Here is a 24580-nt window from a genome sequence, read left to right as displayed (position 1 = left end):
ATAAAGCTATAAAACTTCGCCGAAGTTCACGCTTTTAGCGAGTCTCGCGATGGAGAGTGTGCTTGCCGCAGCGTGGGCAGAACTTGCTCAACTCAAGGCGATCAGGCGTATTACGACGATTCTTCGTCGTGATGTAATTACGCTCCTTGCACTCCGTGCATGCAAGCGTAATGCCTGGACGGATGTCTGCGCTCTTACTTGCCATTTTGTTCACCTCTAGAATATTGTATGTTGACCAACTCCTGCTGGCCATTGTAGCGAGGAAGAGACTCGAACTCTTGACCTTACGATTATGAGTCGTACGCTCTAGCCAGCTGAGCTACCCCGCCAGAGAGCCTCGAGTGAGAATCGGACTCACGACCTCTTCCTTACCAAGGAAGTGCTCTACCACTGAGCTATCGAGGCGTGGCGGGTAGTGGATTTGAACCACTGAAGCACGAAGCAACTGATTTACAGTCAGTCCCATTTGGCCGCTCTGGTAACCCGCCAACGTAACCGCGCGGAGAAGAACATCTCCAAACGGCAACTTTGTTATTTTGCCACGAACGCGCGACTAATGCAAGTTCAAGACACGCCGAAAGCAAAAATCACATCTAAATGCATCTAAAAAATGCGATTATTTATATGCTATTTATCCGCTATTTATATGCCATTTAAGCAATTATTTAGCGATTATTAAGCAATTATTTAAGCGAAAAACCATCTTTCTTTAAAGACTCGCACACTTTAAGCACGCGATCATTTGCCTCAGTCTCCGCAATCGTAATGCGAATACCTTCTCCAGCAAACGCGCGCACAGAAAGACCTGCATCAACAAAACGTTGATTAGCTCGCTCTGTATCTTCACCAAACGGCATCCAGAAGAAGTTTGCGTATGGTTCGGCAACATTCCACCCTTGCTCACGCAAACCGCTTACAACGCGCGCACGCTCCTTAACAAGCGCATCTACGCGATTTCGCATTTCTACAAGCGCTTCATTCTCCAAAGACGCAAGAGCAGCCACTTGTGCAATTTGGCTTACACCAAACGGAACAGCCACTTTTCGCATGCCTTCTACAACATCTGCAGCAGCAATAGCGTATCCAATACGCAAACCAGCCAAACCGTAAGCCTTAGAGAATGTTTGTGCAACAACAACGTTTGGATATTCGCGGTAAAGTTGCATGCCATCCGCCGTACCCTTTGCGTTGTTAAATTGCACGTAAGCTTCGTCAATAAGCACCAAAACATTGCTTGGAACAGCATCCAGCACTCGTCTAGCTTCCTCGTCTGAAAGCGATGCAGATGTAGGATTGTTTGGATTGTTCAAAATAACAAGACGCGTGCGCTCATTAATCGCATCAATCATTGCGTCTACATCGTGCGACCCATCTGCGCGATTAGGGATTTTAACGCTTGTAGCGCCAGCACCTGTAACAATAATCGGGTACGCTTCAAAGCTTCTCCACGGGTATATGACTTCGTCTCCAGGGCCTGCAACAAGATTTACAAGTTGCGTAATAACCTCTGTAGAGCCGCATCCAAGAACAACCTCATCTGGAGTAACGTTAAACTTTTTAGCTAACTCTTCTACGACTTCTGTTCCGCGCATGTTTGGATAACGATTAATAACCCCAAGCGCACGGCTAGAAATGGCGCTTTTCACGCTTTCTAACGGCTCAAATGGGTTTTCGTTGCTAGAAATCTTATATGCGCGAATGCCATCTAATGCGGGCGCTGGTTTACCTTGCTTATAATTTGGCAAAGTATCTAAAATACTGCGATGTTTGTAATCCATGATTTTATAATAGTCGCGTCTTAAACAAATTAAGAAAAATTAGACAAAATAAGTAAATTAAACAAAGCTATACAAAATAAACAAAGCTATACAAATTAAACAAAAACGCTGAAAACAGCGGTAAACCGTCATTTTCAGCGCTAAATAGCTTTATATAAATAGCTTTTATTACTTGACTAATACAAGTTAATTAACCAAGCGAGTAATAAAATCAGCCAAGGATTGCAAGAACGTCACGAGACGAAACGATTAAGTAATCTTCGCCTTCGTAATGAACTTCTGTGCCACCATACTTGGAGTAAAGAATCTTGTCTCCAGGCTTAACATCCATAGGAATGCGCTCGCCCTTATCGTCTCTGCGGCCTGGGCCAACAGCCAAAACCTCTCCCTGCTGTGGCTTTTCCTTAGCATTATCTGGAATGTACAAGCCAGAAGCAGTTTGAGTTTCTGCTTGAGCTTGCTTAACAATAATCTTATCTTCCAAAGGTGTGAGCTTAATCGACACTTCGGTACCTCTTTCTAGAGAAATGTAACCTTTGCGCGAATAATGTTGACGAGGCTGACGATCACGTCAAAACTATCGAGCACTGAACCTTATAATAGCGCGTTTTTAGCACTCTACCAACTAGAGTGCTAAAATTTTAGAAAATTTTTACAAACTTTAAGCAGCGCGGCGAGCCAAAACATCCCTTAAATCGGCTTTACCAAGCGAATCTTCCGTGCTAACTGGAGGTTCTACAGTAACTTCGGTTGAATCGCTCGCGGAGTTTGGATTGCTTGAATCGAAAGCCGCCGCCAATTCGTTTGAATCGCCTGCTGCAATCGCTTTAGTAACTTGCTTTGTAGACTTTATTTCTAAGCTTTGCGGATCATTGGCGTTTATTTTGCAATCGCTGGAATCATCGCCAAACGAGAACGATATAAGATCTTGGTTAGAGTTGGAGATATCGACTTGCGAGCGCGCATCATTAGCAGCGGAAAAATCGCCAGCAACCGCGCTTTTTGCCGCCTCTTGCCTATTTGCTCCTGCTAAAGCCATGCTTATATCTCGTTGTTGCATAACTGAAGTCTCTGTGTTGTCTGGATTGCTGGAATTGTCTGAATTCTCAACATGCTCAACAACTGAGTTTACGGCAGCGTCAAAAATTGGCTCCACAACAGAATCATTAAAAGCTGCAGAACGCTTGTTATACAAAGCAACTTTTGCTTCCCACTTACGCGCTTGCTTAGCAGCCATAGAACCAAAGTAGAGAATAGTGCAAACAGCAGCAAGAGGAAGGATTGCAAACCACGCACTATAAAGGCCAGAAAGACCAGCAACAAACACAACAAGAGTTAAAAACGTTAGAGAAAGCACCAACGCACGGCGACGGCGGATTGCTGCACGGCGAAGCGCGCGAATACGAGCAACATGTTCAGGCGTAAAAACACCATTAAACTGCTTAGCGCACTTATGTTTATTAGCATTCACGCTATTGCGACTGGACTTGCCATTATTAGGCTTTGTATTCGCTTGCATCTTCGACGGCTGCATGCCAACCCCTTTCGCCATCGTGCCGCTACACGCGTGGAAAAGCGAATCACTGCTATAATCCACAATGTGCAACGAAGGTGAATACCTATCTTCGCTGTGTTCCAGCATTGACTTCATGCTGTTTTCAGTGCGTTTAGGCAACCAACCAAACATTAAGGCTACGATGATGATCAATACTGTTAACGCGCTCACCGATTCATAACCCATACGTACAAATATAAAGTGCATTAAGGATGTAAAGGCTAAAAATAAGTCGGCGTGTCGGATTTTTTGCGATTGTTTCGCAAAATTTTACAAACGAAAAAGCGTTTACGATTAGCGATTAACAGCTTTAACGAGGCGATATTATGAGCTAGGATATGTGATGGAATTATAGATTGGAGGAACCGTTGCCTACTTATCATTACCGTTGCAAGCAATGCGGATATGATTTTTCACAACATCAATCGTTTGAAGATGAGCCAATTACCGTGTGCCCAAAGTGCGGAAAGCAAGAAGTTCGTAAGGTTTTTAGCGCACCACCAATCAGCTTTAAAGGTAGCGGATTTTATCGCACCGATAAGTAACGTGCAAATAACCCATTAAAATTTGTGCATATGTGCATAAGTGAAAAAATATGACGCTACTTATGTGTGCATGTGAATAAATTGAAACTTTATAACGCCACTTATGTGCTTATGTGCGTAAGTGGCGTTTATTTTGCTACGCATGTGTGCGTATGTTAGTAATCACTTATGTTGATATGTGGATTAACACCAATCAAAAATGGCCATTTATGTGAATATGTGTATAAGTGACTATTAAGATTCATCAAAAATGTTTATATGTGCGTAAAATCCTTGTAAAATCCCCATCTAAGCTAGCCTTTAACCACATTGCACAAAAAAGCTTGCAAAAGCGCTACGCGTGATAAATGATGCTTATATGAGTACATCATTTTTACTAAAAACAGTTGGCTACAAAGCAGAAAACAAAATGCCAGTAGAGCTTATAAAGCGCAGAAAAAGGGCGCAAACCTTAAACATGCTTTCAATATTTTTTATAAGTGTTGCAACATTGTTTTCAATACACCTTATTTCAACGTTTCAAGCTACTCAAAGCGTGCCAGTAGCCATTAGAAACATAGCAAAAGGCAGCGTGATTAAACAAAGTGACCTGCATTACGTTAACGTGCCTAAAAGCAGCGTTTTTAACAATGTTCTTAACCAAACTTCTATAAACAATTCCTCTAAAAACGCTATTATTGCTGCGTGCAACATTAAATACGGAACGCCGATTTTTAGCAATCAAGTTACAAAGCAAACAAAAATTCCGCCTGGCTTTACAACGATTTCGGTTAATCTTGCAAGCAGTAGCGCCAGCCTTGCGCCAGGAGACGTTATTTCTATAGCGTTTAGCAAAGTTCCAAACAGCTTAAATACAGCCAACCATTCAACAAATCCAACACAAATAGAAACATCTAGCGACGCCAGTTTTTCCGATAACATTACTTTGCAAGACAAAAACGTTTCGCTTGTTCACAACGTAATCGTTGTTAACGTAAACAATTCTGCACAAAGCGCACTGCTAGCAATGCCAGCAGAAAACGCGTTGCAAATCATAAACACGCAAGCGATTATTCCAAACCTTGCGGTAATAGCTGTACAAAACTAGCAAGCAATAAATAAACGCATGCCAGCAACTATGCAAAGTTTATCTACCTCGTTCGCTAAAAACCGCCCAATGCGGAGGAAGCTCGCCAAGAATACGATTATCGTCGTCTTTTGCGCGCTGCTCAATCGTTTGAGCATCACCTGGCTCTTGTTTTACGCCATCCGCGTCGAAAAGCTCCGAACCTTTACGAACCACGCGCGAATGACCCCTAGAACACCTGCGATTAGCGTTGTATTCACTCATTGCTGCTCGCCGCTTTTATAAAGCTCGCCAATTCTAGAAACAATCCGCTCAACTTCTTTTTCGGGATTAACGAATGCTCCAACGCTCCAAACGTTCATAACCGACCAGCCAAGATATTCCAAATCTTGAGCTAGTACGCGATTGCGCTCACGAGTGGACTCAATGCTCATAAAACGCGCATCGTCTGTTAGAACAGCCAAAGCAAACGGCTTATTTGGCAAGCCAACAACAAGAGGAATGCTATGATCTTCACTAAAACCGTAGTTCACTGCAACATTAAGGCCGCGAGAGCGAATTCGTTCTGCCAGATCAGCAAACAAAACGTTGCTAAAGCCGTTTGCGGAAAAATCGCCAGCAGCTTGCGATTTAGTAGGCTCGACCTCGCTACCCTCGTCTCCAGCATCTCCAGCATCGCTAGAATCGCCAGCAGCCGCTGCATCTACTGCATCTACTGGATTATCGCCCAAAGCCTCTGCCCAAATAAGCAAATCCTTAAGAAGCTTAGGTCCGTCTTGATGCAAACGATCATCTTCCATATCGCTAGACTTAAATGCGCAAACAATGTCCAGATTTCTGCGAGCCAAAGCCAAGGAGTCAAGAAGCATGGACTTTCCGCCTTCTTCTTCCAAAACGCCAAATTGTTGCAAAAGTCTGCCATGAGAAGTTTTTGCATAGCAAAGCGAAAGAATAACATCCGTTGCAGCTGCTCCAACAGCCTCATTTACGCTTACAAGTCGAACATGCCTAAGGAATCTACCCATATTTTCGTCTTTAACAGCCAACGCCTTAAGCTCCGCACCAAGCCTGTTTCTAAACACGCTTGTAAGAGTCACAACTGCAAGCACGTAGCTAGAAGGAACAATGCTAAAAGTCTTAGCGCGCTGCTTAATCAAAGACACAACTTCATCAATCTCGCGCTGGCTGCTTTCAATAAGACCCGTTGCCATAACTGGAACGCCAGCGGCTTCTACTTGATGAAGCTTAACCTTGCCTTGCATTTTTTCTACAGGAACATCGTGTCTAAGCAATCCGTAGCCATGATTTTCAAGGAAATCAGCAAGATACGTGGATCGCCTGGTTGCTCGCGACTTAACGCAAATAGTAGGCAAAACACTAATAAGGTCACTTACGCTTTGCGAGCTAACAGTTTGCTTGTGCGCAATAACAACGGCTTGGCGTGCGCGCGCAAGAATGCTAAGCAGCTCAATGTTGTTAATATGCTCTGCAGAATCAATGATTACAACGTCTACAATCGGCTTAAACTCAGTCATCATAGTTAAAGTAGACGGCATTGCAACCAGAATCGGCTTAGCAGCAAGCAGCAAATCTGGGTAAGAGTTCATCAACTTAGCAAAAGTTACACCCGAACCATTGCTTGCAAGAGCAGTGTGAAGCTGATTTGCCTCTTGAGAACGCGCAAAAAGCAAGTCGCAAAGCTTTTTAAGTGCTTCTTGCTGAACCATTGGTCCTACAGAACGCACATGCTCTGTGTCTACTTGAACAAAACGATCAGAAGCGTCTTGCAACGCGGAACCGTCTTGATTAGATATAATCTCGGAAGAATTAACAATATCTTCAAAAACGGTAGTCCACCAAGCTAGATGAAGCTCGCCATCTAAGGCCTGGCCCGTAACTTTACGCCTACGCAAGTCGCAAACAAGATCTTCTAAACCAACGCCGCGCAATTCACGCTCAATAACACACCTACCTGGTAGCGTATCTAAGGATTCGCGACTATCGTGCAAAGCTTGTAAGCGCTCGTCAAGCTTAGTAAACTCAATGTTTTCAAGGTCTGCACCAAGTCGCGTTGTGGAAAGCACAGCGTTAAGCGCTACAAGATTACGATCTAAAAGCTCCTGCGTGCTAACGATTTCGTCTAGCTTAGGAGGCAATACTGGCCAACCGCCATGAGGCACAAAAGTACGCCATTGCGCAGCTTGCGCGGCAACAATCTTTAACGCTTCGTGAAGATCGTCTACCTTTGCACCAACACGCAAAAGGCTGCGCGCTTCTTTAATATGATGCCTGCGCTCCCAAAAGCCCATTGGTGTGCCTTCGCGCTTGCGAACAGCCTTCGGCTTGCTCGCTTCAATCATTGCGTTAAGATCGCGCTCAAAAATATCTGGCTGGAAAACGTCTAAAACGCGGCGAAGATTCTTTAGAACCGTAACCTGCCTACCCCATTCTCGCGCCGTAGAAGGAATAGGGAAACCGCAATTTTGCACAGTTGACTTAACGTGCTCGCGCGCGGCTGGCAAAAGCTTTGTAAGAACGTCTACAACGCGCTGATACACTGTTACAGCCTCGTTCTCGCTAAACAGCGAAGCACCAAACCACGGCGTATCTTCGGCATTAGTAGTAAATTCACCAAGAGAATCTGCCTCGTGCAGCTTTTGCGCCCACTCGTCTAAATGACCAGAAAGCGAGCGCGCAGCATCTACACTAAGACGAACATGCGTGCAAGGATGAGTAGGCAGCATGGCGATTCCTGCAAGATTTTGCATAGTCTGATAAGCGGAGACACCCCATCGCTCGTTTACTCCGTGCAAATCTCCCAAGTAGCGGTTTAATCGCGTTTTAACACCAACAAGCTCGTCGCAAACTTGCTCAAATCGGCTAGAAGCAACGCTTTGGCGAGACCCAACTGCCGCTATAAGCTGCGCATCAACGTGCTTTGCAAGATGCGAATCCGAAACGTCTAGAGAAAGAGAAGAAATCTCGTTTGCGCTAAGAGCGTGGCGGAATCGGCGCTGCTGCTCCATAACGTTTGGAACGTACAAAACGGACTTTCCTGCAAGAACGCAGCGCGAAGAAATTGCAGCTGCGATTAAAGCGGAATCGCATCCAGCGTCTGCGTCTATTGCCAAAGAAGCGCCATTTGCCGCCATTCCTGCAGCGTATCGCACAGCGTTACTAACGTCGCCAACTTCGTATTCGTAGTGTGGGTCTGCATCTAGTGGAGAATAGTCGGAAGTAGCTTTTGCACCCAGCGATTCAACGGCAATATCATCTCCCGCAATCGCGTCAATCATTGTATTTCCAACGTTCCCCAGCTTAAGCGCGCGCAAAATCTGGCCGCTTTCTGCTAAGAATCTAGATCCCGAGTCCGTAAAACAACCGAGCACAATATCTCGCTCAATGTCGAAATCTGGGAAGACTCTTTGCGCAGCAGCACAAATCGCGTCAAAAACTGCGGATGTTTCTGGCGTGCCGCTCTGGTAGTTTGAGCCATCAAAAAGCGCTTCTTCGCTAAGGTGTACGCCTCTTTCTTGCAATCTAAGAACAAGAGCGTGGTTTAGGCGAACGTTTCCCGAAAAGTAAATCGTTGCAGCCGTCTCGTCTTTTCCAGCTTCTCGCAAAACGCGTACTGGGTATGTTAAAACTGGCACATGATTTCCGCTCCAAGACGCAACTCCAACAACAAGCGAAAGCTCCGAAACGCCATTTTCGTGCGCCTTGTTGTCTCTGTCTTCAAAAACTCTGTCTAGCCTTCTACCTGCCGCGCGCAGCATTCCCGAATCGCGGAAAAGCGCTTGAAGAGCGGCCTTTCCACTGGCAAAAAGCTGGGCGATTCCCGAAGGATGCGCGTGAGTTAACTCTAGTTGCGCACAAAGTTTTGTTATGTCTTCTAGCGGAGAAGGAGCAAGCTGCGACTTGTATTTTTCATGCCATTTGTTCATGCGCTCGAGTTTCTCGGCGCGCAAAGATTGTGCAGATTGGCTAGGCGCAGCCTGGCCTGGCTTATCTGGCTTATCTGGCTTATCTGAAAGATTTTGCTGATTTTGCTGGCTTAACTGACTTGCCTTGCCTTGCTGGCTGTGCATAAAGTCATTTTGATTATCGCTCATACTACTCAACTCCCTTGTTTACAAGCCGATTGCATTGCGATACGCGCTGTATCCGCTATTTTGCGCCAACGCTTGATCCACGTCTGCATTCCCTTGAGCCGAAAGCCACGCGTACAAATCGTCGTACAAATTTGTGTTCATTGCCAAGAATGGCAGCAACTCTTGGTACTTTGCCATTTCAAATTGCTCAGCAAAATCGTCTGTTTTTTGCGCTTCTTCCGATGTAAATCCTCCAGCGGAAACAACTTCTTTGCGAGCGCTAAATTCGCCATTTGAGACTTTTTCAAACACAGATCCTGGCTCAAAAGCTGGTGTAAATTGTGCGGAATCGTTTGCTATGGTAGCGCTTGCATCACTTACATCGTTTGCATCATTAACGCTATTAACAGCATCTGCAGAATCATTGTATTGCACTTCTTCTTGGGCATAATTTTGAGCAACACTTTGATCTTGAGCAACATCTTGCAGATCTGATTGAACGCTTGCTTGCAAATCCTCTTTATAATCTTCTTTAGAATCCGCTTGAGATTCTACATTTTGACTATTTGTTGCATAGTTGCTATTCGACAAATCGCTATTCGACAAATCATTATTATACGAATCGCTAGCAGCATCAGTGTTTACAGCATCATTATTAGCAGCATCGTCAAATAAATTGCGCAGTTCCACAGGGGAAGCAAACTCATCTCTAACAACAGGCAAAACAACTTGACCTGCAATAACAGGCTTAATTTGCTCTGCAACGCTTTCTACAACGCTTGCAACATCTAGAACGCTTGCACCATCCGCAACATTTGCAACATCCGCAACGCTTGAAGGCTCAACACTTGAAGACTCAGCGGCAGTTACAGCAGAAGTCGCAGCCGAAGTTGAATTATCATCCGAATCAGCACCAGCATCCGCCGCCGAAGCACTACCAAGATCATCTGCAGCAGCAGCATCATTAAGCCGCTTTTGACTATCCCAAACCAAATCAGGCCTAGAAACCGACTGCGCATGAAACACGCCCGTTGGCTCACCAGCGCGAATGTCAAGAATATCATCTACCGACAAATCCGCCGCATCTGGCTCCTTAATATCATTATCTGGAGCATAAGAGAATAAATCGCGCACTGGCTGCGCACTCGCATCGCTTCCTTGCGGCGCTTTTTCTTCAATGCGCACAAAATCAACTGGAACGTCGCCAAATTGCATGCGAACAATGCTGTCTGGCATGTGAAAATCAACGCCTGGGTCTAGTCGCAGCAAATCACCGCTTTCGCTAACCAAGTAAGTTCCGTTTGTAGAGTTTAAATCGCGAATAGTAGCCGCGCCGCTCGCATCAACAATAAAAAGCGCGTGCCTTTTAGACATAGAGCGCTTATTGTCTACAACGTCTACACGCATAAAACCATCTTCACGCAAAGGGCGTATAGGCTTCCTGCCAATTTCTACAGACCGACCCGCACCAACGCGTGCCTGCTCCACTCCACCTACCGTAATCATCCAGCGCTGCAAGGTTTGTTGAACACTCACGGAACCTGCTCCCTTCAAAAAACACACTACACACTATTGTGTCATGCTTTGTGTATATTGCGCTAATGGCGATTGCGCAATCTTTCCCGAAAATGTACGTGATTTGGGTAAAATATGGTACAAAATGCGTCGACTATTTCCGCTTTTTGTACGTGATTTGGGTCAAATATGGTACAAAAAGCGGAAAATAAAGCAGATTTAAGCAAGAATCGATAAATGCTTAGCGTGTAAATCAAGCTTTCCGCGCTTTCTTTTAGCATCTGCAACAACCATAGTCGCAAGAATCACCGCGCACCCAACAAGCGCAATAACAAACAGCGTCATCCAAAGCGGCCACTGCAACTTGTCGTCTGGCGCCTTAACAAGATCTGGCAGCACGCGATACCCCGTTACCAGCAGCCTTTGCGAGTTCACACCGTACGGCGTGCAAGTAAGCAAAGTAACCAAATCGCGCCCTTTTTCTCGCTGCAACAAGCTGATGTCGTTAGGTTCTACAACGCTAATGCGAAACACCTTGTATCTTAAGGTTTCGCCTTGAATATCCAAATAGAAAAAATCGCCTTTTTTAAGATAAATTAAGTCGTCAAACATAGTGGCATGTGGCAAGCCCGTGTGCGCCGTAATAACCGAATGCCTGTTTTTGCCGCCTACTGGCAAATCCGTGCCATACAAGTGACCAGCTCCGTACGCTAAAACATCCTGCGAACTGCCGTGATAAATCGGCAGCTTAACGCCAATCTTTGGGATTTTTACGATTCCCATAATGCCCATTGGCTCATCCAGCACGCTACTGTACTTTTTATACTCGGGCGTTTTCTTAAAATCTTCCGTTCCGTTATACGGATCCGCCGTAAAAATCGCGCTGCGATGCGCGTTATAGCGGCGAGCCTTTTCTAAGCTAATTGCACGCGCATCTTTAGGCTGCTCGCGACTAAGCTTGTCGTAAATTGCAGAAAGCTGCTTCGAAGCATGATTGTTCCAAAGAGTAGATGCCACTGGGTACGTAAAACATAGGATTGCGGCGACTGCCAAGACCACTGGCTCTAGCGCTCGACGCAAAGGGCTTTTCTTTTTCTTAGCCTTCATTCCTCCTCCAATGCGAATCGACTTGCATGAGCGCTTAAAGCGTGGCGCGCGAATGCACTTCGATTCGCTGAGCCACTCAAGGCAGAAGCACTGCTTCTGCGTGGCGAAGACGTTAGCGCGCTTAGACCGCGCTAACGATACGCCTCGATAGCGGCGAAAAATCTCGAATCTCTACCTAGTTTGGCGTATTTGCGCAATCTGCATAGCGGGCAAAAAGATTAGAGCACTTTGTACCAGGACACGCCAGCGTAGAAACAAAATACTCAATGCATTTTGTTTCAAACGCTGCGGCGTGTCTTCTGGTACAAAGTGCCTAAATCTTTTTAACGCTAAACCGAACGTTTAATCAACGCTGGTTATCTAAGCGCATCAGGCTTTTGCCTGCTCCTCTTCCTTGCGATTGCGCATGTAGAGGAACACGCTAGCTGCAATCAAGCCCATGCCAGCAAGCGCGAAAATAATCACGCCAGTAGCACCAGTTGCAGGAAGGTTGAACCATGTACCAAATGTGTTCTTCTTTGTGTTAGAGAAGTCAACAATCTTGAGCTTGCCTTCTTCTACATTCACAGCCTTAACTTCTGGCAAGCGCATGTAGTCATTTGGAGCTTTAACCTCAACAAGGTAAATGTTTGTGCCAGCTTGAACCTTAACAGCCGCCTTCAATTTACCAGTAGTTTCTTGAGTTGTAGCCTCTTCGCCCTTAAACGTAGAAGAAGCAGCGCTGCATTCGGTGACATCATCTGCAGTCTTACTTGCATCAACAAGTTTCTTAGCGCAAGCGTTCGCTTTCTCTTCAGTGTTGAAAAGTCTGAACTCAGCACCCTTAAGGCCAGTCTTGGTTTGCTTGTCTTCGTCTGCAGCATCGTACTTGAACACGTCGAACCAGCCATACTTGACTTTAGAAGTACCGCCGTCATCATCGCCAGACACGATTGGGTCTGGCTTATTTGCATCTGGTGTGCCCTTAGGACTTGCTTGGAAGTAACCAGACTTATTTACGACTTCGTTCTTGCCGTTTTGCTCTGTTGAAGTTGTGTCGGTAGGAGCATTACCGTTCTGGTAAGTATCACTAAGATCGAGCTTAATAGCAACGTTTACCTTAGGGTCTTGGCCGTTGGTAACGTCATTCAGCTTTTCAGCAATTTTCTTCAAACCAGCGTCGGTGAACTTAACTAAGATGCGATTTCGACCAGATTTAAGATTCTTGCCGTCGGCTTCAGAGCTAGCTTTCACGATAGAAACGTTGTAGTCAGTATTCTTAGTTAGTTCAGTAGCACTATCACCATCGCCAATCTTCACAGACTCAACAGCGCTGCTGGCATCCGTTGGTGACGCAAATGCAGCAGTAGGAAAATCATCAAACACAGCAAATCCATTAAGATCATCTGCGCTCAAAGTGCCAGACTTGGTACGGTTTACAGAAGCGCTAATCGTGTAGTAAAGCGTCTTATCTTTTGCAAGAACAGAGTTGTGATCTTTACCGTCGTCTAGCTTCTTGGTAAACGTCTTAGAAATATCCTTGTTCTTTGGGTTGATTGTTGGATTCCAGTTGTAAGTGGTGGTCGTAGCGCCATTCTCAACCTTCGTCTCAATCAAAGGCATTGTTATGTAGAACTCGGTCATATCCGCAGCACCATAGCCTGCAGGAGGCGTTTCAACAACCTTGTACAAGCCCTCTGGGAGTTTTGAGAAAGTTGTAACGTTTTCACTTACAGTAGACGTAGGACTTGTATTATCGTCAAATGTAAGATTTGCGCTAGCCTCATCACCACGATTCAGCGCACCGACTATGCCAGCAATCTTGGACCAAGTGCTAAACTCATCGTATTTAAGATCAACGTTATCAATCTTGGTAACCTTTTTAAGAGTAAACGTTGCGCCAGTAAGAGCAGCGCCCTTGTGGTGACCCTCGCCATCTACAGTATCTGCGTACTTAAACTTGTTAATCGTTAATGTACCTGTTTTATCTTGTTTCGTACCCCACGGAGAGTTATCGGCATGTGGTTGGGGCACCCCAGGATGTGGAACACCCCACGCAACGCTGGCCATAGTCACAGCGCCAGCAACGCACAGCGTGCCAGCCATCGCGAGCGACGCAATCGCCGCAACGCACTTTTTTGTTAGTTTATTCATATTATCTCCTTTACTCTATGCTTCTAAAAGCAGTTGAGTTAAGTTGTTTTGTTTTTGTGTTTGTTACTGTGTGTTTGTTTGAGTACCGATTTAGCACTTGTTTACGTACTTACTCGATACTTGTTTGTGTTTGTGTGTTTGTTTTGTTTTTTGACTACCTGGAATATCTTGTTGAAATATCTTGGTTTAGTTAATCTAATTATGTTTTTATTTTTGCTACGCGCACTGCACTAATACGCGCGCACAACTTGATTACGTAGGCAGCTTTCACATTAGCATCGCCGCCTTTCGTAAAGCAGCTTTCTGCATGCTTCACTTTGACTTATAACAAATCCAGCAGCGAGCACGCTCACCATAACGGCAGCTACAGCGCCCAGCTGCAAGTTCCAATTCTGACCGCCCGTCTGCGGCAAAGTAAAATCTTTGGTCACGTGAATGTAAACGGCTGATTGCGCATAGTCTTTGTCGGCTTTTAGACCCGCAAAGGCAGTGGATAATGTGTCTGGCGTTGCTGTAGTAACTGCATTGAATTTAGTAAGCGCATCTGGCTTAAGCGCATACACAACGCACCTGTAATAGCCATCTTCCGTTGACATAAACGTAGCGCTTGCGTTAGTTCTAGCAGCAAACTTGGTAGTGGATCCATCAGGCGTGCAAGACTGCTCGCCTTCGTTTGAAGTACATGGTTTTTGAGCCTTGTCATCTGGGAAACTAAAGCCAAGGTTGCTTGGATCTACCCATTTTGTATACTCAAAATCTGCAGCGCCTGTTTTGGATGCGTTACTTGCGCCGCCTGCAGCGCATGCGTTAGTTTTTTGCGGCTTCTCACCCTTCGAGCACAACATTTTAAGCTTAATTTGTTTTGTGGAATCCGCCTTAGACGTAGCTTCAATAAACGGCTTAAGCTCTATTCCCTTCATAACAGAAACAGTGTCACCATCCGCCAACGCCGAAGAAGCGCCACCAGAGCCAGAATTATTGCTCTTAAACGGATACACGTTCAGCTTAAGATCTCCATCTTTAACCTCAAGCTGCTTCTTTTTCTTCGACTTAAAAACAATCTTAATGGTCTTATAATCCCAGTCGATGGTTTTTGTAATATCGTTGCTATTAGTCCACAAACTACTATCAACCATATTGCTTTCTGGATTAGCAAACAATTGCGCAATAGATTTTTTATCTTTAATTTTACTGCTGAATTCGTCTGACACCGAAGAATCTTTTACTTCCTTAGGTACGTATTGATTCCTGATGTGAATTAACTTAGTATCCTTAACAGCAAACACTTTGCACTCAAAAGTTCCATCACTTTGTGCCTGCGGCTTGCCAGTAATCCAGCTTTGGGAACGCTCAGTAATACTGTCATCCCCTTTTTCATACACAGCGTAAGCATCTGCACCAGTTGAAGGCTTATTATTTTCCACATGCTTGAACTGAGTCTGTATGCCTGAGTTGCTATTTTTAGCGCTTAAGCTCAAGCCGTTAACTTTATCTACCGTGTAATTTTCATTAGAATCACCACTACCATCACTACCATCTTTATGGCAAATCATATGGTGATAAATAAAACCAGGCTCTTTTTTGGATTGAGAATCAATAAAGATAGGTGTAATTTCGCTATATTTGCCATCTTCGCCTGATTCAAAAGTTATTCCAGTTTTATCGTTTATTTCTGAACGCGTTGAATCAGAATCCTCATGATTGTAAACATTAAGTGTTAAATCACCACTAACAGATCTGGCAATTTTTACATTTACATAAATTTTTTTACCTTTTATATCAGCAGGGTGGTATATGCCAATTTTGAATTTATGACTACCTCGATCCCATTTGCCTGGGCGCAACGTAACAGAACCGCTAAAATCTTTTTGATTTTCAGTATCCTGAACTTTAGTGGCACCACTATCTTTTTCAAAATTCGCCCAACTTGGTACAGGATCTTCACCATCTTTTTCCAACGTAAACCACACGTTTTCTGGCACAGTGGTTTTTTGTTTTTTACCAAACCTGAATTTGAATTCTGGAGTAATAGTTATATCACTACCACGTTTTACTTCAATAGGATTATTACTTTTAACAATAGACCGACTATTATAGTATTCAATCTTATAACATGAAGATAAGGTATTTTTCCCTTTGTCTATGCACTCTGCTGGAAGCTCAACTTTGCCAGCGGCAGCGCGAGTGTTGCCCAGCTCACGCCTTTGCCGACGCAATTTCTTTGCAGATTCTTCTTTTTTGGCGCGTTCAGCAGCGTATTTTTTAACGTCTTGATTAGGGTTCTTGTTTGCGCCTTCCTTGGCAGCGCCTTGCTTTTTCTCTGAATCAACGTTTTGGGCGTGGTCTGCATTAGGGGCATCTGGATTGGTAGAAAGTTGCGGATTTACAGACTCCACAGCTCTTAGGTCGGCAGATTTATACTCACCATTTTCGCCGCTTGCAGAAGCCCCGCCTTTTGCATCAGCTTTGTTTTCAGCTGTATTAACATCCGCCGCAGTCTTATTCTCAGTCTTTTCGGCTTGAGTTTGCTCCTGATTAGATTCATTTTGCGAGCTAGCGCCCATAGAGGAGGATGGCATAATCATAAAAGTAGAAAGAATAGTAGCAACAACAACAAAAAGCGCAACAATCGCGCGGCGAGCATACGCAGTTTTAGCGCAAATTGAGCGCAATAATCGAAGGAAATGGCCACCGCAATGTAAATTACGCATCGGCACACCTCCCTCTCCGCGTATTTACTAAGCTTGCAAATCAAAATGCAAAACTTACAGATTAAATAATCATCTGCTAACTACGGCCAGTAAATGGGCACTTATTATAAGCCATTAATAATATACCCCCCCCCCTATGAAAACATCAAGTGCGATCCACGCGCAACACACCGTAAACTCAATACAGAACCCGTCAGCTTTCCCGCATTTTGTACGTGAATTAGGTCAAATATGGTACAAAATGCGGAGTTATTTTCCCGACTTTGTACGCGATTTAAGCCAAATTTGGTACAAACACCGTCAACTTTTCCAGCGTTTGCGCGAAGGCAGGTCGGAGCGAAGCATAACGGGTATAATTAGAGTGCAAGAAAAACACAGACCAAACAAAACACAAGCATTAGGTGGAACATGAAACGCATTAACACGAGCACAAAAGCGGCAAGCAAAATCGCCGCAAACTCGCTAATCGTTTTTACATGTATCTTCCTTGCAACCTGCACAAGTCTGGGCGTAATCTACCGCGCACAAGGATCTTTAACAGATTTTAATTGGCTAAATGCGCTGATTTTTATAGTCGCATTTTGCGCATATTACGCAATTTTGAGGGTTCTTATTTATTTTGGCAAAAACGGAGTTATGCCAAAAATCGTAAGATTTATGCGCGCAGAATCATCGCTAGAATTATCGCCAGAAAAATCAAAAACAAAACAATCGAAATCAAAAACCGCAACAACCCTACGCGCCGCATTTTTTAACGCAAAACGCGCCCTAAAGTGGTGTTTTTACCACTCAACCTGCCGCAAACGAAACATTTTTCTAACGCTGATTATCGGCTGGCTATGGGCGCCCGTAACGCTGCTCGCCGCATACGGAGCCGACATTTGCTCACAAATCCGAGAATACAGCTGGGCGTGGAATCAAGTAACTGGCCTAAAACAGCCATACATTGGCTTCTTTAGCTTTGTTCCAGCAGACATCTACCCAACAGCACACTATCTTTGGCCTGCAAAACCAACGTATTTAAGCGACCAACACAACATTGTTTTAACGCTCATTTACGGCGCTACAGCCGCAATATCGCGATATTTTACCGAATCGAACGATGCAGGAATCGTGCTGCTTGCCGTTATGCAATTTGTGCTCGCGGCATTTTGTTGCGCTGCAACCGCAAACCGATTCTTAAACACGCCGTGGGCTAAATCTAAAACAGGCGAATCGCAAGCTGGCTACACATCAATCACATCAACACCAATCACAACAACGCCAATCGCCTTGCGCGCAGCCGTAATAATCACATTTTTATTCAGTCCACTTGTAGTATTTTCAACGATTTCGCTTACAAAATCGCCACTGTTCGCGTTTGCGTTTGTGTGGTGGTTTGGAATAATGTACGAGCTTAATTGCCTTGATTTCAAGCAAAAGCCAGCCGCACACACAATCGTCGAATTAATAATCAGCGTGTGCATTATGCTGATTGCTGCAAAATACGCGTGGTACATTCTTGCGATTCAATTTGTGTTGATGATTATATCTAGCAGAAAACGTTGGAAAATATGGGTTTTGTGCATTCTGCTCCCAACAATTCTTATACATGGCGCAATTATGCTTGCCATTTCTAGCGGCGCGATTATAAATGGAGACCCAATCGAAAGCCGCGGAGTGCAACTTCAGCAAATCGCAAGAATCGCAAAGCTAGATCCAAAAAGCATACCGCATGCAGCAAAGCGCGCAATATCGCCAATTTTTAATCTTAGTCAAACTGCAGAAGCGTACACTCCTCAAGACGCGGATCCTGTAAAATCTTCTGGCTTGCAATCTAAAAAAGTGAGCTACCGTTGGCGTTATATTACAAAAGACGACATGAAAAAGTTTAACCACGCATGGTTGCTTATGATTACGCACAGCCCGATTGTTGCAACGGATGCGCTGCTAGCAAAGTCGTACGGCTACTTCGACATTCTAGACATGCCTTATGTTGGCCCAGAATACTACGTAAACACCGAGAATATAAAGAATTCCGAGTGGATTCGCTACTGGCTGCCCGAGTGGCGTGGCGCTGTATCAAGCAGCGCGGAAGCGTGGAGCAATACGCCGATTCTTGGGTGGATTATTCACGGAAACTTGTATGTTGTTGCAACGTTGCTTATTGGCGTTGCCGAAATAGCATTGCGCAGGTGGAAAACGCTGGTTTTGCACGCGCCTCTTGCGCTTTTGATGGGCGTAATGGTGTTGGCTCCTGCAAACAATTTTGAGCGACACATGCTGCCGATTGCGTTTGTGTTCTTCTTTACGGTTCTAATGTTTATAAGGGATAGCGTTTGCATCTCATGCCGTAATACATGCCGTCAAAGTGATAAAATAAATTGCGATTTGGTGCATGATAGTACGCGCGAGGATTAGCACAACAATACACACTACAAGACACACGAGGATTCGCACAAGAATTGAGGGAGTGAATGGACGAAAACGCTGACTTTCTTACAATTCTTACAAGCGTAAAGCCAGATGACGAACGCAGTGAAGCATGCGAATCTGCCGAAGAATCTAGCGCACAAGGCTTTACACCAAGTTCCACACCAAACTTTACGACAATGCCATGCGCTCCAAAAAGCGAAGATGCACTCGGAATTTTTGACATTCGAGACGGCAAAATTTTTGACGCATCAACACGCTTGCGATTACACGCGCTAATCGGAACGTGCCTTATGAACGGAATCTACGACAGCCGCGTAAGCGCGCTAATGCACCTCTTGCAATGGCAAGAAAATACGCGATTCGTGGCGATTGCAGGCACGTATAAAACGGAATTGAACGCAAACGACGACAACCCAAATCCAACACCGCAAAACGCAGGCGCGCATGCGGCGCAGAACAACACAGACTCTTTAAGACGCGCAATATGGACGCAACTTGGCGCATGCGGCGCATACGATGCAATAGTTGACAGAGTGCAGCTAGACGCCATTAGCGCGCGTGCAAAAACGTGGAAAATCGGCGGAAAATCGGGGGGAAGCGTCTCGCGCAAAGATGCAGCGCCTTCGCACATAATCATTCTTGCGCTAAGAGAAAACCCAAATCCAACAGCATTAAACAAGATGTGCGAAGTGTTTGAAAAGTCGGGAAAACCCGTTTGCATAAGCGAAGTTGTAGTCGGCGCGCAAAAAATATGCAAAGAAATCACAGCAACACTTGCAGCGCTTGCCGTTGCGCCGTCTGTAACACATTTGCCGCAAATAATCCGCTGCGACGACGTTCTTCCAGAGCGCGCACTTATAGGCGATGAAACCGCCGTAGAAACCTTATACACTAAGGTGTATCAAAGCTTGGCGCCGTACAACCCAGACGACCCGACTTTGCAAACAGTCGACGCTTTCTTGCGATTTGGCGGCGCGCTGGATCAAACTTCGCACAATCTTAACGTGCATCCAAACACAATACGATACCGCTTGCGCAAAGTTGCGCAAACAACAGGCTGGGATGCCACTGACCCTAGAGAGGCGTACGTTTTACAAACTGCGATTACGATTGGGCGAATACGCGATTCTGCGCTCTAAAGCAAAAGCGCCGAAAACAATGTGCTCTAAAAAAGAACACACTATTTTCAGCGCTAAAAAATTACTCAGCTATGCTTGGCTAAAATCACGCAGCAATGCTTGCAATATCCACCGGAACGCCAGGAGCCATTGTAGAGGTAATCGTTACCTTAGTGATGTAACGACCCTTGATGGTTGTAGGCTTCAAGCGGCGAATCTCATCGGCAACAGCCTTGAAGTTCTCTTCAAGAGCCTTATCGTCGAAGGAAAGCTTGCCAAACAGGAAGGAAAGATTGCCCTGACGATCAACGCGGAACTCAATCTTACCGCCCTTAATATCGGCAACAGCCTTTGCAACATCCATTGTAACGGTGCCAGTCTTAGGATTTGGCATCAAGCTACGAGGACCAAGCACACGACCAAGGCGACCAACCTTGCCCATCATGTCTGGGGTTGCAACAACGGCATCGAAGTCAAGGAAGCCACCGGCAACCTTCTCGATAAGCTCGTCATCGCCAACAATGTCTGCGCCAGCTTCTTGAGCCTCAGTAGCCTTTGGGCCACGAGCAAACACCAAAACCTTAGCGGTTTTACCAGTGCCATTAGGCAAGTTCACAACGCCACGAACCAACTGATCCGCCTTGCGAGGATCCACATTAAGGCGCATAACAGCCTCAGCAGACTCGTCGAAAGCGTGCTTTGGCATGCTCTTAAGCAAAGCAATAGCCTCAGCTGGGGTGTAAAGGTTGTTGCGGTCAATCTTCTCAGCCGCTTCACGATACTTCTTAGAACGCTTCACCATTTTTTCCACTCACTTTCAGTCGGTAACGGTAATACCCATCGAGCGAGCAGTGCCCGCGATAATCTTCATACCAGCTTCAACATCTCGTGCAGAAAGATCTGGCATCTTGATTTCGGCGATTTCGCGCACCTGAGCCTTGGTTACAGAACCAACCTTGTGGGTCAATGGGTTCTCGGTGCCCTTAGGAATGCCAGCAGCCTTAAGCAACAAAGCAGCAGCTGGTGGAGTCTTAAGAATAAATGTAAAGGAACGATCTTCGTAAACAGTAATTTCTACTGGAACGATCTGACCCATCTTGTCCTTCGTCTGGTCGTTATAGGCCTTGCAGAAGTCCATGATGTTTACGCCGTGGGAGCCTAATGCAGGACCCAGTGGTGGGGCTGGATTTGCTTTACCAGCCTGAATCTCGAGCTTAATAAGCGCAGAGACTTTCTTTTTTGGAGCCATAATATGGTTCTTCTTTCTTTTGAAGCGGTTAAATCGGCGCCCTAAAACGTTGATATTAAGCCGTTTTAAGGATCCTCCCGCAACTTATATTGCTGTGCTGTGCTAGCGGATTACTCCTCCAGTCACAAGCTTTCCTATTATGCCACTTTGCCGCGACGATTTGGTGACACAAGATGTAGTGTGATTGTACTGAATTTTGGTGTTTTTGTCGTTAGCGCGGTCTAAGCGCGCTAACGTCTTCGCCGCACGTAAAGTCCACTGGACTTTACGTTTGAGCGGCTCAGCGCTCCGAATTGCTTTTTCGCGCTACGCTTTAAGCGAAAAAGCAGGTCGAAGCGAAAAGCGGCAAGGAATTCGTGATAACCACAAAAACCTTGCCGCATTCAAAACGCATTCGCGACTAGCGCATTAACAAATCACGCTAGCAACCAGCCGCTCGCGTTAACAAAAGAGCCTAGAACTACTTAAGTTCAACAGTTGCGCCGGCTTCTTCAAGAGCAGCCTTAGCCTTGTCGGCATCTTCCTTCTTAGCCTTCTCGAGGACTGGCTTTGGAGCATTGTCAACAATGTCCTTAGCTTCCTTCAAGCCGAGGCCAGTCAAAGCCTTAACAGCCTTGATGACGGCAACCTTCTGAGCGCCTGCAGAAGCGAGGACAACGTCAAACTCGTCCTTCTCTTCCTCAGCAGCGCCAGCAGCAGCGGCTGGAGCAGCAGCAACAGCAGCTACAGGAGCAGCAGCCTCAACATCGAACTTCTCTTCAAAGGCCTTGACGAACTCAGAAAGCTCGACGAGGGTCATTTCACCGAAAGCTTCAAGAAGCTCTTCGCTAGTGAGCTTAGCCATAATGGCTTCCTTTCTTACTTGGCCAGACACACCTTGTGCCTTAGAGCCATAACATTTTTATTATTTTTTGGTCTCATGCAGCAAGCTGCAAGGGAATCAAGCGGCCTTTTCCTGCTTCTCGCGCAAAGCGTCGATAGTACGCACTGCCTTGGTTGGCAAAGCGTTGAACAGGTAGGCGGCCTTGGACATGGTGCCCTTGAGCGCGCCAGCCATCTCGGAAAGCAATTCTGGGCGAGACTTGAGGTCTGCCAGCTGCTTGGCGCCTTCGGCATCGTAAACGGTTCCATCTGCGAAACCGCCCTTAATGACGAGGGTCTTATTCTCTTTGGCAAAATCACGCAAGGTCTTAGCAGCCTCAATGAAATCACCCTTTACAAAGGTGATTGCAGTTGGGCCAGCAAGAAGCTCATCAAGACCTTCAATGCCCGCTTCCTTAGCGGCAATGCGAGCAAGCGTATTCTTAGCCACAGAGTAGGAAGTATCGCGGCCTAGCTTTTCGCGCAGAGAAGAAATCTGCGGAACTGTAAGCCCGCGGTACTCGGTAAGGTAGACAGCGTCGGCGTTACGGAACAAATCCGTAAGCTCTGCAACTACCGCTTCCTTTTCGAGCCTCTTCATGGCGTTCCTTCCTAAATTGGCCGCTGGAATGGAAATAACATATCAAAAAAGCCCTGCGCACGGCAGAGCATCCAAAAAACACATAGTGTTAAAAAGTTTGTGAAAAATCGCAAATAAATCGCAACAATCACTGCTCAACCTGTGCTGGCATGACACATCATTTTCAGGAATCTTGCGACTCCACCAACGGTCTGTGGTTTACGTTGGGCAAGTTTAATACCCACGCGCGACAATGTCAATATTTTTTCGCAAACTTTATAATTTATTTTTATTTAGGATTATTTAAGAGCGTACTCAACACGCGCGGTTGCTGGCGACTTATCACAAACTCACGCGGAAAAATCGCAAGCAACCGTACGCATCAAATACGCTCTTAAAATAATTAATTAAATTAATATCTAACTAATATCTAACTTAACTAATATCTAACTATTCGATTTACAAAACTGCGTTAGCAACAAAGTCAAGAATGAACAAAAGCGAAACAATCCAAAGCATTGGATGAACGTCTTTAGCACGCTTCTTGCAAGTCATAACTAAGCAGTACATGATGAATCCAGCGGCAATGCCGTAAGAAATCGAGTAAGAGAACGCCATAAACACGGCAGCGAAGAACGCAGGAATAGCTTCGGAAATATCGTCCCAAGCAATCTCCTTTAACGAGCTTGCCATCATGCAGCCTACAACTACAAGCACGCCAGCCGTAGCAGCAGCAGGAACAGCGCTAGCAAATGGCGCAAGAACAATCGAAAGCGCAAAGCACACGGAAACAACTACAGAAGTCAAACCAGTGCGGCCACCAGCACCAATACCAGCAGCAGACTCAACGTAAGTAGTTGTGTTAGAAGTACCGCAAATTGCGCCAACCGAAGTTGCAATCGAATCAGCAAACAGCGCACGATCCATCTTGGAGCTAAAGCCAGAGCCGTTTTCCAAAGCCTTCTCATCTGCCTCCGAGAAAATGCCAGTTCTGCGGCCTGTTCCAATAAACGTTCCCAAAGTGTCGAAAGTATCCGACATAGAGAAGGCGAAAATAGTTACCAAAACAAGCGGAATGCGTGCTGGATTAGAGAAGAGAGCAGGGAAACCTTGCGGGCCAAAAATAGCACCAAAGGTGGTTGGAAGCTGGGCAAAAGCATCCGTAACAGAAACGGCATTATTTAGCGAAGTTAAGCCAAGCGGAATACCAATCAAAGAGGTTACAATAATCGTAATAAGCAAGCTTGCGCGAACCTTAAGAACAGTAAGAACAATAGCCAAAACAAGTCCAATAAGGAATAGCCACAAAATAGGATTGTTCATAACCGCAAGACCTGGAATAGCAGCGGTTGGCTTACTCTTAGCGGCGGCTGCAGGATCTTTGGAAGTAAAGGTGATTAAGCCAACGCTCATCATACCAACGTATGCAACGAATAAACCAATGCCACCACCAATCGCGTGTTGCAACGAAGTTGGGATGGCACGAATAATCATCTTACGAATCTTAGTAACGGTAATAATAATGTTAATTAAACCGCACAAGAACACCATACACATGGCTTCTTGCCACGTAAAATGCAAGCCAAAGCACACTGTGTATGTGAAGAATGCGTTAAGACCCATGCCAGCAGCTTGAGCGTAAGGCACGTTAGCAAACAAGCCCATAACAAGCGTGCCAATAATTGCTGCGATGATTGTAGCGAGGAAAACGCCACCCTTAGGCATGCCAGTTTGGCTTAAAATCATTGGGTTTACAACAATAATGTACGACATTGCAAAGAATGTAGTGAGACCTGCAGTGATCTCCGTTGATACATTCGTGCCGTTTTCTTTGAGATGGAAGAACTTTTCCATAA

The 24580-nt window shown here is 45.4% G+C and carries 19 protein-coding genes and 3 tRNA genes; 4 read left to right on the top strand and 18 right to left on the bottom strand.

From position 1 onward, the window contains the following. Window positions 1-34: 34 nt before the first annotated feature. From rpmG to NYP65_RS05270, 7 genes are all read right to left on the bottom strand, one after another. Complete coding sequence (rpmG, locus tag NYP65_RS05300) at window positions 35-205, bottom strand: 50S ribosomal protein L33 (protein ID WP_004114322.1); 171 nt, start codon at window positions 203-205, stop codon at window positions 35-37. A gap of 50 nt (window positions 206-255) precedes the next feature. Continuing rightward, a tRNA-Met gene (locus tag NYP65_RS05295) sits at window positions 256-329 on the bottom strand. A gap of 4 nt (window positions 330-333) precedes the next feature. After that, a tRNA-Thr gene (locus NYP65_RS05290) sits at window positions 334-405 on the bottom strand. 1 nt (window position 406) lies between these two features. After that, a tRNA-Tyr gene (locus tag NYP65_RS05285) sits at window positions 407-488 on the bottom strand. A 195-nt stretch (window positions 489-683) separates the two neighbouring features. Continuing rightward, the gene (gene hisC / locus NYP65_RS05280) at window positions 684-1778 is read right to left on the bottom strand and encodes a histidinol-phosphate transaminase (protein WP_248901379.1); all 1095 of its coding nucleotides are present in this window, start codon (window positions 1776-1778) and stop codon (window positions 684-686) included. A 211-nt stretch (window positions 1779-1989) separates the two neighbouring features. Continuing rightward, window positions 1990-2283, bottom strand: coding sequence for a co-chaperone GroES (groES, locus tag NYP65_RS05275; protein ID WP_004131681.1), 294 nt, complete (start codon window positions 2281-2283; stop codon window positions 1990-1992). Window positions 2284-2439: 156 nt separating this feature from the next. Next, window positions 2440-3465: a hypothetical protein gene (locus NYP65_RS05270; protein WP_473410732.1), complete on the bottom strand. Its 1026-nt coding sequence runs from the start codon at window positions 3463-3465 to the stop codon at window positions 2440-2442. Window positions 3466-3701: 236 nt separating this feature from the next. On the opposite strand from NYP65_RS05270, the gene NYP65_RS05265 reads away from it, so the two are divergent. Both NYP65_RS05265 and NYP65_RS05260 read left to right on the top strand, forming a co-directional pair. Further along, window positions 3702-3878: an FmdB family zinc ribbon protein gene (locus NYP65_RS05265; protein ID WP_004131679.1), complete on the top strand. Its 177-nt coding sequence runs from the start codon at window positions 3702-3704 to the stop codon at window positions 3876-3878. Window positions 3879-4236: 358 nt separating this feature from the next. Beyond that, entirely contained in the window at window positions 4237-4965 is a 729-nt protein-coding gene (locus tag NYP65_RS05260; protein ID WP_004131678.1) for a hypothetical protein, read from the top strand. A gap of 39 nt (window positions 4966-5004) precedes the next feature. Here the strand turns inward: NYP65_RS05260 and NYP65_RS05255 are convergent, their stop codons facing one another. The 6 genes from NYP65_RS05255 to NYP65_RS05230 form a co-directional block, all read right to left on the bottom strand. Beyond that, a complete protein-coding gene (locus tag NYP65_RS05255; protein ID WP_004131677.1) occupies window positions 5005-5208 on the bottom strand; it encodes a hypothetical protein in 204 nt (67 codons plus the stop codon). Beyond that, window positions 5205-9056 carry a helicase gene (locus NYP65_RS05250; RefSeq protein WP_473410731.1) on the bottom strand — a complete coding sequence of 1284 codons (3852 nt, stop codon included), beginning with the start codon at window positions 9054-9056 and terminating at the stop codon, window positions 5205-5207. Before NYP65_RS05250 ends, NYP65_RS05255 begins: the two co-directional genes overlap by 4 nt. Window positions 9057-9074: 18 nt before the next feature. Next, window positions 9075-10571 carry an FHA domain-containing protein gene (locus NYP65_RS05245; RefSeq protein WP_473410730.1) on the bottom strand — a complete coding sequence of 499 codons (1497 nt, stop codon included), beginning with the start codon at window positions 10569-10571 and terminating at the stop codon, window positions 9075-9077. Between the two features lie 198 nt (window positions 10572-10769). Next, window positions 10770-11657, bottom strand: a complete 888-nt coding sequence (locus NYP65_RS05240) for a class C sortase (RefSeq protein WP_473410729.1) — start codon at window positions 11655-11657, stop codon at window positions 10770-10772. Between the two features lie 369 nt (window positions 11658-12026). Further along, complete coding sequence (locus NYP65_RS05235; protein ID WP_473410728.1) at window positions 12027-13790, bottom strand: SpaH/EbpB family LPXTG-anchored major pilin; 1764 nt, start codon at window positions 13788-13790, stop codon at window positions 12027-12029. Window positions 13791-14062: 272 nt separating this feature from the next. After that, window positions 14063-16501, bottom strand: a complete 2439-nt coding sequence (locus tag NYP65_RS05230) for a hypothetical protein (RefSeq protein ID WP_415696554.1) — start codon at window positions 16499-16501, stop codon at window positions 14063-14065. Between the two features lie 408 nt (window positions 16502-16909). Here NYP65_RS05230 and NYP65_RS05225 point away from each other — a divergent pair, with 408 nt between their 5' ends. Both NYP65_RS05225 and NYP65_RS05220 read left to right on the top strand, forming a co-directional pair. Then, the gene (locus NYP65_RS05225; protein ID WP_473410727.1) at window positions 16910-18901 is read left to right on the top strand and encodes a DUF6020 family protein; all 1992 of its coding nucleotides are present in this window, start codon (window positions 16910-16912) and stop codon (window positions 18899-18901) included. 56 nt (window positions 18902-18957) lie between these two features. Then, the gene (locus tag NYP65_RS05220) at window positions 18958-20055 is read left to right on the top strand and encodes a helix-turn-helix domain-containing protein (protein ID WP_473410726.1); all 1098 of its coding nucleotides are present in this window, start codon (window positions 18958-18960) and stop codon (window positions 20053-20055) included. A gap of 85 nt (window positions 20056-20140) precedes the next feature. Here NYP65_RS05220 and rplA read toward each other — a convergent pair whose 3' ends face one another. From rplA to NYP65_RS05195, 5 genes are all read right to left on the bottom strand, one after another. Further along, a complete protein-coding gene (rplA, locus tag NYP65_RS05215) occupies window positions 20141-20836 on the bottom strand; it encodes a 50S ribosomal protein L1 (RefSeq protein ID WP_004118314.1) in 696 nt (231 codons plus the stop codon). A 15-nt stretch (window positions 20837-20851) separates the two neighbouring features. After that, the gene (rplK, locus tag NYP65_RS05210) at window positions 20852-21283 is read right to left on the bottom strand and encodes a 50S ribosomal protein L11 (RefSeq protein WP_004112010.1); all 432 of its coding nucleotides are present in this window, start codon (window positions 21281-21283) and stop codon (window positions 20852-20854) included. Between the two features lie 460 nt (window positions 21284-21743). Continuing rightward, a complete protein-coding gene (gene rplL / locus NYP65_RS05205) occupies window positions 21744-22127 on the bottom strand; it encodes a 50S ribosomal protein L7/L12 (RefSeq protein ID WP_004112006.1) in 384 nt (127 codons plus the stop codon). Window positions 22128-22223: 96 nt separating this feature from the next. Further along, entirely contained in the window at window positions 22224-22745 is a 522-nt protein-coding gene (gene rplJ, locus NYP65_RS05200; protein ID WP_473410725.1) for a 50S ribosomal protein L10, read from the bottom strand. A gap of 438 nt (window positions 22746-23183) precedes the next feature. Further along, the gene (locus tag NYP65_RS05195) at window positions 23184-24578 is read right to left on the bottom strand and encodes an NCS2 family permease (RefSeq protein WP_473410724.1); all 1395 of its coding nucleotides are present in this window, start codon (window positions 24576-24578) and stop codon (window positions 23184-23186) included. Window positions 24579-24580 lie beyond the last annotated feature (2 nt).

Source organism: Gardnerella sp. c12Ub_1 (assembly GCF_055804375.1).
This window is presented reverse-complemented; position numbering and strand designations above follow the sequence as displayed.